10 protein-coding genes and 1 riboswitch are annotated in these 13,016 nt (G+C 66.6%); of the genes, 5 read left to right on the forward strand and 5 right to left on the reverse strand.

All coding sequences use genetic code 11. The features are described 5' to 3' along the window. Nucleotides 1-68 precede the first annotated feature (68 nt). From KYG_RS04755 to KYG_RS04765, 3 genes are all read left to right on the forward strand, one after another. Nucleotides 69-1,214, forward strand: coding sequence for a serine hydrolase (locus KYG_RS04755; protein ID WP_008903704.1), 1,146 nt, complete (start codon nt 69-71; stop codon nt 1,212-1,214). Nucleotides 1,215-1,319: 105 nt separating this feature from the next. Continuing rightward, nucleotides 1,320-1,850: a shikimate kinase gene (locus KYG_RS04760; RefSeq protein WP_008903705.1), complete on the forward strand. Its 531-nt coding sequence runs from the start codon at nt 1,320-1,322 to the stop codon at nt 1,848-1,850. Continuing rightward, on the forward strand, nt 1,847-3,973 hold the full coding sequence (locus KYG_RS04765; RefSeq protein WP_008903706.1) for a TonB-dependent receptor: 2,127 nt from the start codon (nt 1,847-1,849) through the stop codon (nt 3,971-3,973). Before KYG_RS04760 ends, KYG_RS04765 begins: the two co-directional genes overlap by 4 nt. 216 nt (nt 3,974-4,189) lie before the next feature. On the opposite strand, the gene KYG_RS04770 is transcribed toward KYG_RS04765, so the two are convergent. The 4 genes from KYG_RS04770 to KYG_RS04785 form a co-directional block, all read right to left on the reverse strand. Next, nucleotides 4,190-5,494 carry a type II toxin-antitoxin system HipA family toxin gene (locus tag KYG_RS04770; RefSeq protein ID WP_008903707.1) on the reverse strand — a complete coding sequence of 435 codons (1,305 nt, stop codon included), beginning with the start codon at nt 5,492-5,494 and terminating at the stop codon, nt 4,190-4,192. Between the two features lie 45 nt (nt 5,495-5,539). Next, a complete protein-coding gene (locus KYG_RS04775) occupies nt 5,540-5,824 on the reverse strand; it encodes a helix-turn-helix transcriptional regulator (RefSeq protein WP_008903708.1) in 285 nt (94 codons plus the stop codon). 300 nt (nt 5,825-6,124) lie between these two features. Next, entirely contained in the window at nt 6,125-8,839 is a 2,715-nt protein-coding gene (gene metH / locus KYG_RS04780) for a methionine synthase (protein ID WP_008903709.1), read from the reverse strand. 54 nt (nt 8,840-8,893) lie between these two features. Then, nucleotides 8,894-8,993, reverse strand: a riboswitch (S-adenosyl-L-homocysteine riboswitch). A gap of 58 nt (nt 8,994-9,051) precedes the next feature. Further along, entirely contained in the window at nt 9,052-9,507 is a 456-nt protein-coding gene (locus KYG_RS04785) for a PACE efflux transporter (protein WP_008903710.1), read from the reverse strand. Between the two features lie 74 nt (nt 9,508-9,581). Between KYG_RS04785 and KYG_RS04790 the strand changes: the two genes are divergently transcribed. Next, on the forward strand, nt 9,582-10,535 hold the full coding sequence (locus KYG_RS04790) for a LysR family transcriptional regulator (RefSeq protein WP_008903711.1): 954 nt from the start codon (nt 9,582-9,584) through the stop codon (nt 10,533-10,535). A gap of 202 nt (nt 10,536-10,737) precedes the next feature. Continuing rightward, nucleotides 10,738-11,634 carry a polyphosphate--nucleotide phosphotransferase gene (locus tag KYG_RS04795; protein ID WP_008903712.1) on the forward strand — a complete coding sequence of 299 codons (897 nt, stop codon included), beginning with the start codon at nt 10,738-10,740 and terminating at the stop codon, nt 11,632-11,634. Nucleotides 11,635-11,688: 54 nt separating this feature from the next. On the opposite strand, the gene KYG_RS04800 is transcribed toward KYG_RS04795, so the two are convergent. Continuing rightward, the gene (locus tag KYG_RS04800; RefSeq protein ID WP_008903713.1) at nt 11,689-12,861 is read right to left on the reverse strand and encodes a zinc ribbon domain-containing protein; all 1,173 of its coding nucleotides are present in this window, start codon (nt 12,859-12,861) and stop codon (nt 11,689-11,691) included. Nucleotides 12,862-13,016: the final 155 nt, after the last annotated feature.

Consider the following 13,016-nt stretch of genomic DNA (forward strand, 5'->3'; position numbering starts at 1 on the left):
AGGTGACGACCACCACCCCGGCGGCGCTGCTACGCTGATGTGTTTTCAAAACATCTCCGAGACCACCCATGCAGCCCCACGCCTTTGCCCGCCTGCGCACCGCGCTCCAGTCCCATGTTGACCAGGGCCTGCTGCCCGGCGCGGTGGCGCTGGTGCACCACCAGGGCCATACCGTGCTGCACGAAGCCGTGGGGGCCCAGCGGCCCGGGGCAGGCGCGCCCGCCATGGCGCCCGATACCGTGTTCCGCATCTATTCCATGACCAAACCGGTGGCCTCGCTGGCGGCACTGATGCTCATGGAAGAAGGCCGCCTGCTGCTGTCGCACCCCGTAGCGCACTACCTGCCCGCATTTGCCAACCAAAAGGTGTATGACGAAGCCACCGGCACGACCCGCCCCGCAACGCGCGAGGCCACGGTGCACGACCTGCTGCGCCACACCGCCGGGCTGAGCTACGCGTGGGAGGCGGGCACCGTGCCCGACCAGTACCGGGCGGCGCGCGTGGGCTCGCGGCGCCACAGCAATGCCGAACTGGTGGCCGCACTGGGCCCGCTGCCACTGGTGCACACGCCCGGCAGCCGCTGGGAATACAGCCGCGCTACCGATGTGCTGGGTGCCGTGCTGGAGGTCATCGAAGGCGAGAGCCTGGGCGCAATCCTGAAGCGCCGCATCCTGGAACCCCTGGGCATGCACGACACCGGGTTCGTGGTGCCGCCCCAGCGCCTGCCCGACCTGGCCGAGCCGTTTGCGCGCGATCCGCAGACCGGTGCCGAGGTGGCGCTGATCGATGTCTCTGCGGCGCCAAAATTTGAATCCGCGGGCGGCGGGCTGGTGTCTACTGCGGGGGACTACGCGCGCTTTTTGCAGCTCATGCTGGGCCGGGGCATGCTGCGCGAAGCGGACGGCCGCGCCATCCGCCTGGTCAGCCGCGCCACTGTGGATTTCATGACCGCCGACCACCTGGGCACCATCCCCACGGCAGGCGACATCCTGCCCGCGGGCTACGGCTTTGGGCTGGGCGTGGCGGTGCGCAAGGCCAACGGCCTGGCCACCAGCCCCGGATCGGCAGGCACCTACAGCTGGAGCGGGCTGGGCGGCACCTTCTTTTTCGTCGATCCCGCCCAGGACCTGTTTGCCATCCTGCTCACCCAGGCGCCCGGCCAGTTGCGCATGCTGTGCGAGCTGTACCCGGCGCTGGTCTACGCCGCGCTGTGACCGCCTGGGCGCGGCACCGCCCTTACACTGGGCAGCGCGCGGCGGATGCAGGCACGCACACACTGGCCCACACCCCACGCGCCGCACGTACACAGGACAACACCTATGCAGATTCGCTGCGCTCTGGTCGGCATGCCCGGCTCGGGCAAATCCACCATCGGGCGACAGCTGGCCCACCGGGCGGGCGTCCCCTTCATCGACCTGGACCACCTGCTCGAGCAGTCCATCGGCACCAGCATCCGCAGTTTTTTTGAGACCGAGGGCGAAGCCCGCTTTCGCGACCTGGAGTCCGAGGCCCTGGCCGAAGTTGCGGCGCAGCCGGGCGGCATGGTCCTGTCCACCGGCGGCGGCGCCGTGCTGCGGCCCGAGAACCGCGAGGTCCTGCGCCAGTTTGGCAATGTGCTGTACCTGCGTGCCGCCCCTGAAGAGATCTACCGGCGCGTCAAGCACGACCGCACACGCCCGCTGTTGCAGGGCGGCAACCCCCTTGAGAAGCTGCGCGAGCTCTACGCGGTGCGCGACAGCCTCTACCGTGAAACCGCGCACTACATCATCGAAACCGGACGCCCCACCGTGCACACCCTGGTCAACATGATCATGATGCAGCTGGAGATGGCGGCAGGGGCTCAGGGGTGAGCGCAGCGCGCTGGCGCCGCCAGGGCCTCCTCGCGGCACTGCTGGCAGGCGGCGCCTGCGCGGCCGTGCAGGCCCAGGTGCCTGTGCCGCAGGGTGGAGGCAATGCACCCGGCGCCCTCACTCCGGCCCTGGCCACCGTCGAAGTGATCGATAGCGCCCAGGCACAGCGCCAGTTTGACAGCGCCGCCAGCCACACCAGCGTGGCGGTGGAGGGGTTTGCGGCCACCACACCGCTGGTGCACCTGTCAGAACTGCTGGCCGGGCAGGCGGGTGTGGTGGCGCAAGACCGTGGCAACTACGCGCAAGACCTTCAGATTGCCGTGCGGGGCTTTGGTGCGCGTTCCACCTTTGGCGTGCGCGGGGTGCGTGTGCTGGTGGACGGCATCCCTGCCAGCATGCCCGACGGCCAGGGCCAGGCCGCCACGGCCCACCTGCCCTCGGCCGCACTGGTCGAGGTGCTGCGCGGGCCACTGGCGCAGCTGTATGGCAATGCTGCCGGGGGTGTGGTGCAGGTCACCACGCGCGACCCTCAGCCCGGCGGTGCGGCGCAGGCTGGCGTGGCACGGGGATCCTATGGCCTGCGACTGGTCGATGCGTCGCTGGACGTGGGCGCCCCGACGCTGGGCGGGCTGGTGAGCGTCTCACACCTGGAGACGGACGGCTGGCGCGACCACAGCGCGGCGCGGCGCACACACGTCAACGGCAAGCTGGTGGCACGCCCCGATGGACGCACCCGCCTCACCGCCATGCTCAACCTGTACGACCAGCCGCTGGCGCAAGACCCGCTGGGGCTCGATCTGCTGCAGTTCCAGAGCGCGCCACGGCAGGTGGCCGCCGTGGCCACCGCCTTCGATACCCGCAAGGCGGTGGCGCAAAACCAGCTGGGTGTGGTGCTGGAGCGCCAGCTCAGCCCCACCGACAGCCTGCAGCTGCGTGCCTATGGCGGCACCCGCCAGCTGACGCAGTACCTGTCTTTCAGCGGGGCAGGCGCAACTAGCGCGGGCGGCGTGGTGGACCTCGACCGGGGCTACCATGGTGTCGGCCTGGCGTGGACCCGTGCGCTGCGCACGGATTCGGGCCTGCCGCTGACCTGGACGGTGGGCCTGGAGGCGAACCGGATGTCCGAACACCGCCAGGGCTTCGTGAACCAGGGAGGCACCCGGGGCGACCTGCGGCGCAACGAACGCGACAGCGCCGCCAACACCGATCTGCACGCCCAGCTCGACGCGTGGATCACACCGCGCTGGCGCGCCGTGGCGGGCGTGCGGGCGAGCCAGGTGCGCGTGCAGGTGAACGACCGCTTCATCACCCCCGCCAACCCCGACGACAGCGGCGCACGCACCTGGCGCCACACCAGCCCGGCCGCAGGGCTGGTGTGGAGCGCCACCGACACGCTCAACCTCTACGCCAACGTCGGCCGGGGTTTCGAGACGCCGACGCTTGCCGAAATGGCCTACAGCCGCAGCAACACCGGGCCCAACTTCGGCCTCTCTGCCGCCCGCAGCCGCCAGTGGGAGGTGGGCGCCAAGTGGCGCGGCCAGAACCAGCAACTGGATCTGGCATGGTTTGATACCCGCAGCCAGGGCGAGATCGTGCCGGTGGAGACCGTCAGTGGCCGCTCGGTCTTTCAAAACGTGGACAACGTGCGCCGCCGTGGCCTGGAGCTGGCATGGCGCGCCAGCGTGGGCGCCTGGACGCACCGGGCCAGCTACACCTACCTGGACGCCTACTTTGGCAACCCCTTTGCCGGTGCGGGCGGTGCGGCTGTGGCTGCGGGCAACCGGCTGCCGGGCACGGCGCGGCACACGGCGCTGCTGTCGGCGGACTACGCGGCCACCGCGCGCTGGCAGCTGGGCGGCACGCTGCATCTTGCGGCCGCGGTGTTTGCCAACGACACCAACACCGCCTCGGCCCCCGGCTACGCCGTGGCGGGCCTGCACACCGGCTACCAACTGGGCAGCGCGGCGCCGGGCAGCACGCGCTGGCAGGTCTGGGCCCGGGTGGACAACCTGTTCAACCGCCGCTACGCGGGCACGCTGATCGTGAACGACGGCAACGGCCGATTCTTTGAGCCGGCTGCAGGCCGGCGGCTGATGGTGGGGGTTCGGGCGCAGTTTCTTTGAGGGGGTGTCTCCAGGCTCAGCCCGACGGTTAGAGGGGTGTTGCGGGAGATTTCCGAGGAAAGTCCGTCATGCAGTCCAAATTGGCATCTAGCGCTTATTCCACAAGCGCGAACAGCTATCATTTTTGCAAAATCGCAGCAAGATTTGGCTGAACGCGACCCCATGATCCGTGTCGGGCTGAGCGTGTCGAAGCCAGGGTGCTCCCGGGGGTGCTGATCAACCGAACGCCCGGCCCAAACGCTGGGCTGCGTCCAGCAGGCCGTTAAAAATCGGCTCTGCCACTTCCATAGGAAACCCCTGGGGCAACTGCGTTTGCACCAACTGCACCGCCGCGGGGGTGTGTTGCACGGCTTTTTCGATGAGGTCGTCCACGCCAAAACCCCTGGGGGAGACGATGCCGTAGCGGGCGCCCACGGCCTGCCAGTGGCGCAGCAAAATCTTGTTCACCTGCCAGTGCGCGTTTTTGGAGCGCACCGCCATGGCCATGCGTGCGCGGTGCGCTGAAAGCTTTCCTGGGGCTTCCCCCAGCATGGGGTAGACGGAGAGCACGTCGTACAACGGTGCCATCTCAAACGCTCCCTGCGGACGCAAAAAAAGGCTGAAATTTTTGGCGTGCCCGTCGGTGGCACTCAGCATCCAGAACAACAACTGCGCCATAAAAAATCGGTAGCGGTCCCGTTCGCGCTCCGCAGACCCGTCGAGCAGCGCCATGATGCGGTCCACGCCAGGCCCGCCATCGGCCTCGTATTTGAGCACCGGCGAGGTCCCTGTGGCCTGGCACATGTCTTCTTGCGGCAAACGCAGCAGTTGCTCGCCTTGTCCCCAACGCCGGTCGAAGCGCTCCACGCCCAGAATTTTCTGGTCTTCGAACTGCAGCATCTCGCAGTGCGCCACGGGCAACCCAAAGGCCGCCACCAGCTGGGCGCAGAGCCATTCGTTTTCGACCGAGTGGCGCATGTCCAGCAGCAGGTTGCCGATGACACCCATGGGCAGCTTGAAGATATGGGTGGTGGGCGTTGCGCCCAGCGGTCGGCACCAGCGGCCTTGCCAAAAGGTCAGCGCCGTTTTCTCTTGTGCGCCCGCGATGGAGATACGGAAGTCGTCTCGCACCTCTCTGTCGCCATAGGCGGCGGGTTGCACGGTAGAACGAATCACCTGCGCCACCTGGGCATCGCTCAACGGCTCAGCCTGAACGCGCAGGTCGGTGGGCGGTGTACCGCCTGTCGGGACGATCTGCAGCGCGCCCACGCAGTCGCGGCCAATTTCGCGCAACAGCGTGTAGGCGTCGGTAGACCCCACTTGGTAGCGGCGCGCAACGCGCTCGCGGATGTCTTTGCTGTCGGGCAGCAAGTTCTCAAAATAGAAGCGGACCACATCACCTTTGTGGGGTCGATTGCCCGGCGTAAAAGGCAGCGAGAGCGACAACGGCCTGCGCAGCGGCGATGCCACCCATTCGCTGTCGTACTGCAAGACATCACCACCGGACTCAAGGCTCCAGGTGCCCACGAAGTGGCCATTCATCCACAACCCGAGGGACTTGCTGCTGCGTACGGGCGTGTTCATGACTTACCAGTCTGCGGAGCTGCCTGACGTGGGTGCGGTGGGGTCTGATGGGGGGCCCGATGCAGCGCCAGGCTTTGCACGCAGCACCCACTCCACCCCCAGGATGTTCATCAGCTTCATGAGCCGCGCGGCACTCACCGTCTCGGCGTTGCGCTCCAGCGCTGAAACCGTCTGCTGGGTAACGCCCAGGCGCATGGCCACATCAGCCTGCGTGAGGTGGGCCGCCTTGCGAAAAGCCTTGAGCAACTGGGGCAGTTGCTCGGTGGTGCGAACGGTGAAGTCTTCCATGGGCGCGGCGGGTTGGACTTGCGCAAATTGAACCTCGCCAAGTCCTTATGGCTGGAGGCACGCACTATAAGCTGTATTTGAAGAAAACAGCTTAGTAATTGTTGTTTCACAATCAAAAGACTGTTTTTTCAATTCACAAATCAACAGTTGTTTTCAGTGATCCAATACGGTGCGGGCTCTACGATGTGCCGTTCGCCAGCCCGGCGAGCATGGCTCACCCAGAGCAAGTGAAAAAATCGGATCAAATACGGCCTCAGCGCTTATCCAGATTGCGCCAACAGCTATTGATTCAATAGCAGTCTAAAGATTCGGCGCCAGCAGCCGCGCCAGCACCTTCTCGTCCATCCCCCGGCGCAGCGCCATGTCGTGCAGCTGGTCTTCGCCGATCTTGCCGACGTTGAAATACACGGCGTCAGGGTGGCCGATGTAGAAGCCGCTCACGCTGGCAGCCGGCATCATGGCCAGGCTTTCGGTGAGGCTCATACCGATCTCTTCGGCGTTCAGTACGCGGAACAGGTCTGTCTTGGCGCTGTGGTCGGGGCAGGCGGGGTAGCCGGGCGCGGGGCGGATGCCCTGGTACTTCTCGGCAATCATGTCGTCGTTGCTCAGCTGCTCGGCCGCTGCGTAGCCCCACAGGTCGGTGCGCACGCGCTGGTGCAGGGCCTCGGCGAAGGCCTCAGCCAGGCGGTCGGCCAGGCTCTTGAACATGATGGCCGAGTAGTCGTCCAGCGCGTCGATGAAGGCTTTTTCCTTCTTCTCCACACCCAGGCCCGCCGTCACGGCAAACATGCCCGCGTAGTCGGCAATGCCACTGCTCTTGGGCGCGATGAAGTCGGCCAGGCACCGGCTGGGGCGGGTCACGCCGTCGATCACATGCTTTTCGGCCTGCTGGCGCATGCCGTACCAGGTCATGGCGACCTCGGTGCGGGTGTCGTCGGTGTAGAACTCGATGTCATCGTCGTTCACGGTGTTGGCGGGCAGCAGCGCCATCACGCCACTGGCCGTGAGCCACCGGCCTTCGATGATCTTCTTGAGCATCGCCTGGCCGTCGGCAAACACGCGCGTGGCTTCCACGCCCACCACAGAGTCGGTGAGGATGGCGGGGTACGGGCCGGCCAGGTCCCAGGTCTGGAAGAACGGGCCCCAGTCGATGTAGCGGGCCAGCTCGGCCAGGTCGAAGTTCTTGAACACGCGGCGGCCCAGTGCGCGGGGCACGGTGGGGCGGTAAGTGCTCCAGTCCACCGGCGTCTTGTTGGCGCGGATCTTGGCCAGGGGCCACAGCGGGGTGGCCTTCTTGTTGGCGTGCTGGGTGCGCACCTTGTCGTAGTCGGCATTCACCTCGGCCACGTAGCTCTCTACGCCATCGCCCAGCAGGCTTTGCGCCACGCTCACGCTGCGCGAGGCGTCGGGCACGTAGACCACGGGGCCTTCGTAATGCGGGGCGATCTTGACGGCCGTGTGCACGCGCGAGCAGGTGGCGCCGCCGATGAGCAGGGGGATTTTTTTGGTGCGGAAATGCGCGTCCTTCTGCATCTCGCCGGCTACGTACTGCATTTCTTCGAGGCTGGGGGTAATGAGGCCCGACAGGCCGACGATGTCCGCACCCTCTTCCTTGGCCTTGGCCAGGATCTCGTGGCAGGGCACCATCACGCCCATGTTCACCACCTCGAAGTTGTTGCACTGCAAGACCACGGTGACGATGTTCTTGCCGATGTCGTGCACGTCGCCCTTCACCGTGGCGATGATGATCTTGCCCTTGGTCTTCACGTCGCCACCGGCGGCCTCCATCTGCCGCTTTTCCTCTTCGATGTAGGGCAGCAGGTGCGCCACGGCGCTCTTCATCACGCGCGCGCTTTTCACCACCTGGGGCAAGAACATCTTGCCCGCGCCAAACAAATCGCCCACCACGTTCATGCCATCCATCAGCGGGCCTTCGATGACGTGCAGCGGGCGCCCGCCCTTGGCCAGGATGTCGCGGTAGGCTTCTTCGGTGTCCTCGACGATGAAGTCGGTGATGCCGTGCACCAGCGCGTGCGACAGGCGCTCGCCCACGGTCTTGGGGTGCTCCGGCGTGCCACGCCATTCGAGCTTCTTGCTCTCGTCCTTGGCGCCGCTCTTGGCGGTTTCGGCGATCTCGACCAGGCGCTCGCCGGCATCAGGCCGGCGATTGAGCACCACGTCTTCCACGCGCTCGCGCAGCGTGGGCTCCAGGTCGTCGTACACGCCCACCATGCCCGCGTTGACGATGCCCATGTCCATGCCCGCTTTGATGGCGTGGAACAGGAACACGGTGTGGATGGCCTCGCGCACCGGGTCGTTGCCACGGAAGGAGAAAGACACGTTCGACACGCCGCCCGACACCTTGGCGCCCGGCAGGTGCTGCTTGATCCAGCGCACGGCCTCAATGAAATCGACGGCGTAGTTGTTGTGCTCTTCAATGCCCGTGGCCACGGCGAAGATGTTGGGGTCGAAGATGATGTCTTCGGGCGGGAAGCCCACCTCGTCGACCAGCACGCGGTAGGCGCGCTCGCAGATCTCGATCTTGCGCTCGTAGGTGTCGGCCTGGCCCTTTTCGTCAAACGCCATGACCACGGCCGCGGCGCCGTAGCGCTTGACCAGCCGCGCCTGGCGCTTGAACTCGTCAACGCCCTCCTTCATGGAAATCGAGTTGACGATGCCCTTGCCCTGGATGCAGCGCAGCCCGGCCTCGATCACCTCCCACTTGGAGCTATCGACCATGATGGGCACGCGCGCGATGTCGGGCTCGGAGGCGATCAGCTGCAGAAAGCGCACCATGGCGGCCTTGCTGTCGAGCATGGCCTCGTCCATGTTGATGTCGATGACTTGCGCGCCGTTTTCCACCTGCTGGCGCGCCACCGCCAGGGCCTCTTCGTACTGGCCGTTCAGGATCATGCGCGCGAACGCCTTGGAGCCGGTGACGTTGGTGCGCTCGCCGATGTTGACGAACAGCGTGCCCTCGCCGATGGAGACAGGCTCCAGGCCGGACAGCTTCATGGGAGGGGGCAACGGGATAGCGGACATAAGGCTCACCTGTAGGAACAGCAGAAGAACAGGTGAGCGTCGTTGCGGTGGGGCCTGCGGGGGCTCTTTCGGTACCCAAGCCTGACGGCCACCCGGTTGGGGGGCCGCTGCAACGCTCCTTGGGCAGCGCCGGATTTTACCGGCTTGCCATCACTGCGCGGCAAAGGCGCGGCGCACGGGCCACTTCAGTGGGCGCCCAGTGCCGATGCCGGCAGACCAAACAGGTGGTCGAACACCCAGTTGAAGACAAAGGTGTAGCACAGGAAAAACACGATCAGGCCCAGGTCCATCACGAACGCGTGCCACAGGGTGATGTCGAACCACCAGGCAAACAGCGGCACCAACGTGAAGACCAGCCCCCCCTCGAACCCGATGGCATGCGCCACGCGCCGCGCCACACTGCGCCCGCGCACCGGCTGGCGCGCCTCCCAGCGCTCGAACGCCCAGTTGAAGACGATGTTCCAGACGATGGCAATGACCGAGGCTGCGACCGCCACCACGCTCGAATGGCCCGCGCCCTGGCCGCTCAGCAGGGCCAGACCGGCCGTGGCAGCGGCAATGGCGATCAGCTCGTACAGGCTCACATATATCAGTCGGCGCTTGACGCCCTGCAGGCCGAAAAGGGTGGGTTGCTTATCCATAAGGCCTGCACTGTATGTGCCTGTAGCTGATATATAAAGTCAGCTTATTTCAGTTTTATTGATAACCCACGCCCATGGCCTTCTCTTCTGACAGCGTGCAGGTGTTTCTGGCGGCGCTCGACCACGGCTCGTTTTCGGCCGCAGCGCGGGCGCTGTCGCGGGTGCCGTCGGCGGTGAGCATGACCATTGCCCACCTGGAGGCGGAACTGGATGTGCAGCTGTTTGACCGCAGCGGCCGCGAGCCCCGGCCCACGGCGGCGGCGCGCGCGCTGGAGCCGCAGGCCCGGCTGCTGGCGGGACAGCTGCAGCAGCTCAACGCCCAAGCGCTGGCGTTGACGCAGGGGCTGGAAGAGCGGCTGACGCTGGCCATCGCGCCCGAGCTGCTGGCCGCCCGCTGGACAGGCCCCCTGGCCACGCTGGCATCGGAATACCCGCTGCTGCAGGTGGAGGTGCTGACCGCCCCCCAGGTGGACGCACTGGCGCTGCTGCACAGCGGCCGCGCGCAGCTGGCGCTGGTGTTCGAGCGGCCCAGCATCGACGGCCGCGAAGGTTTTCAGGAAGTGGGCACCGAAACCCTGGTGGCCGTGATGGCGCCCGACCACGCGGTGCTGCAGGACGCCCGCGCCTCGGCAATTGCGCGTGGCGAGTCGCCCGAGCGCGCCATGCTGCGCGAGGAGCACCTGACCACCACGCGCCAGATCGTGGTGGCCAGCCGCGACCTGGCGCAGACCGACCCGCGTTTCGTGTTTGCCCGCCACCACTGGCGCACCGACAACCACCTGGCCGCCCTGGGCCTGATCGAAGCCGGGCTGGGCTGGGGCTGGCAGCCGCGCGCGCTGGTGCAGCCGCGCATCGAGGCCGGCCGCCTGATCGAGATGCCGTTTGAAAACCTGAGCAACGGCACTGCGCTGTGGGTGGATGTGGTGTGGTCCAAGGAGCGGCCCCTGGGCCTGGGCGCGGCCCGCTTTGTGGCGCTGATGCGGGACAGCGCGGCACGGCGGAACACGCCGGATGGCATGGCAGGCTGACGTAAAAATCTGGTCAAAAGTGCCTCCAGCGCATATCCAGCAAGCGCCATAAGCTATTATTTTTGCAGCAAATACAGGCGCCCCGGGCCCGAACGGTGAGCGTACTGTGCCGACAAACCCGCTGGCCGACCGCGTGGTGCGCGGTGTACGCTGACAAGCCGCGTGCGCTGATGCGGCACCGCCATCACTTCAAGGAGTCCCTGTGCCAGACACCGCCTCGCCCGCCGCCATCTTTTCTGCCCGCGACAAGACCACTGCACAGCGCTGGGCGCGCTGCCAGCCCGGTGCGCCGCGCCTGCCGGGCGAGCCCGGTGCGGGCGCGGCGTCGTTCTCGCTGGATTCGCTGGACCCCGCTGCCAAACCGTTTTCGGGCGGCAACAAGACCGATGACAAGGCCGCCGTCGAAGCCCTGGCCGAGGAGCTGGATGTGCTGCAGAACCTCTTCTACGCCGACCGCCGCTACAAGCTGCTGGTGGTGCTGCAGGGCACCGACACCTCGGGCAAGGACGGCACCATCCGCGGCGTCTTTGGCCGCATGAGCGCACTGGGCGTGCACGCCGTGGGCTGGAAGGCGCCGACCGAGACCGAGCGCGCCCACGATTACCTCTGGCGCATTCACCAGCAGGTGCCGCAGGCGGGCGACATCACCGTGTTCAACCGCAGCCACTATGAAGACGTGCTGGTGCCCGTGGTCAACGGCTGGATCACGCCCGCGCAGCAGCAGCAGCGGCTGGCGCACATCAACGACTTCGAGCGCATGCTCAGCGAGACGGGCACCATCGTGCTCAAGTTCCTGCTGCACATCGGTTTTGACGAGCAGCGCGAACGGCTGCAGGAGCGCCTGGACGACCCTACCAAACACTGGAAGTTCAGCATGGGCGACATCGAGGTGCGCAAGCAGTGGGCCGACTACCGCCGCGCCTACGACACGCTGCTGAACGCCACCCACACCCCGTGGGCGCCCTGGACCATCGTGCCCGCCAATTCCAAAACCCACCGCAACCTGATGATTGCCACGGTGCTGCGCGAGGTGCTGCAGAACCTGGACTTGCGCTACCCCCCCGGGGATTCGGCGCTGGAGCACTTCACGGTGGAGTGAGGCTTTTCTCATACCCCATCAGGGGCTGCGAGTTACGTTGGGGGTGCGAACGGCTCAAGTGAGCTTGTGCCCACAGTGATCGCAGAAGCGGTGTGTGGGCTCCACGGCACCATGGCACTGCGGGCAGGTGGGGGTGACTGCCGGGGCCAAAGGGGCCAAAGGGGCTGAAGGGGCTGCTGCGGCGGCAAACCCGGCTGCCGCCTCCACGGACCCTGCTGCCTGTGCAGCAACCGGCGCCACCACCGGGGCCGATGCTGCCGGCACGGGGGCCGCATCGGCCGCCGGGGCGCGTGCCTTGTCCTTCATCTCCTGAACCTTGGCATTCACGTCCTGGAGCTTCTCGTCAGTGGCTTCGCGGAGCTTGTGCAGATCGACCCGCGCAGAGAACTCGCACCAGGTCAGTACGCCCACCATCAGCGGCAACAGCAACACAAAGGCCGTGGCCATCGCAAACACGAGCGAAAAGCCGATGCCTGCACCCACCATGTGGCCGCCGATGCCGTAGCCTGCCAGCATGCCCGGGTGAAACTGCATGCCCACACCCATGACGGAGGCCCCCACGCCCGCCACCGTGAAGGCGGCAAACGACACCACCCCCATCAGCATCGAGGCGAACACCGCACACAGCAGCACGCCACCCACGATCTTGCCGATGGCGGCAAACGGGTACTGGCGCGTGATGTGCCAGGCGATCGACAGGGAATGCAGCACCCGCTCGCCGTCCCAGATGGCGGGCCCGGCGATGGAGGTGGCGACATACCAGGCCACCAGGGCGGCGGCCACCACCAGCACCGCGACCGGCACCGCCACCACCAGCAGCACCGGCCCCAGCACCGGGATCTTGCACACGAAAAACACCACGGCCAGGCACAGCAGCACGGCCAGCGCCGCCAGCACCATGAGCAGGCCCGCGCCCAGCAACTTGGGCAGGCACGCCAGCCCGGCCACCAGGTAGCGGGCGGGGCTGCGGTAGGGGCGCTGGCGCGCCAGGTCGGTCAGGCAGATGCCAGCGCCGCTGGTGCCCGCCAGCGCAATCACAAACGCCACGATGGACATCACCAGCGGAAACACCCAGCCCAGCCGGGCCATGAAGCCGCCGAGCGCAAAGACCAGCGCAGCCGCCAGAAAAGATGCGGCCATCACGCCCAGCGCGGGCCAGCAGGTCAGCGCCTCGGGCAGGCGAAAGATGGAGTATTGGCCGTCTGCATTCCATAGCGGTGTTTTCATGGTGTTTCCCTCGTCGTCGTTGTTGTGATGTGAATGCGGATCAGTTGTTGTGGAGCTCGTCGTTGCGCTGGCCCAGCGGGCACTCGGGCACCTTGCCCCAGTGGTTGCCGCAGTGGCGGTGGCGCACGCGCACCACACACATGCCCTTGCCCAGC

The sequence above is a fragment of the Acidovorax sp. NO-1 genome (assembly GCF_000238595.1).
GTDB lineage: Bacteria > Pseudomonadota > Gammaproteobacteria > Burkholderiales > Burkholderiaceae_C > Acidovorax.

Bases quoted from the DNA above. Each gene is read 5' to 3' on its own strand.
- KYG_RS04755 (WP_008903704.1), top strand. From the start codon at position 69: ATGCAGCCCCACGCCTTTGCCCGCCTGCGCACCGCGCTCCAGTCCCAT.
- KYG_RS04760 (WP_008903705.1), top strand. From the start codon at position 1,320: ATGCAGATTCGCTGCGCTCTGGTCGGCATGCCCGGCTCGGGCAAATCC.
- KYG_RS04770 (WP_008903707.1), bottom strand. From the start codon at position 5,494: ATGAATGGCCACTTCGTGGGCACCTGGAGCCTTGAGTCCGGTGGTGAT.
- KYG_RS04775 (WP_008903708.1), bottom strand. From the start codon at position 5,824: ATGGAAGACTTCACCGTTCGCACCACCGAGCAACTGCCCCAGTTGCTC.
- metH (WP_008903709.1), bottom strand. From the start codon at position 8,839: ATGAAGCTGTCCGGCCTGGAGCCTGTCTCCATCGGCGAGGGCACGCTG.
- KYG_RS04785 (WP_008903710.1), bottom strand. From the start codon at position 9,507: ATGGATAAGCAACCCACCCTTTTCGGCCTGCAGGGCGTCAAGCGCCGA.
- KYG_RS04790 (WP_008903711.1), top strand. From the start codon at position 9,582: ATGGCCTTCTCTTCTGACAGCGTGCAGGTGTTTCTGGCGGCGCTCGAC.
- KYG_RS04800 (WP_008903713.1), bottom strand. From the start codon at position 12,861: ATGAAAACACCGCTATGGAATGCAGACGGCCAATACTCCATCTTTCGC.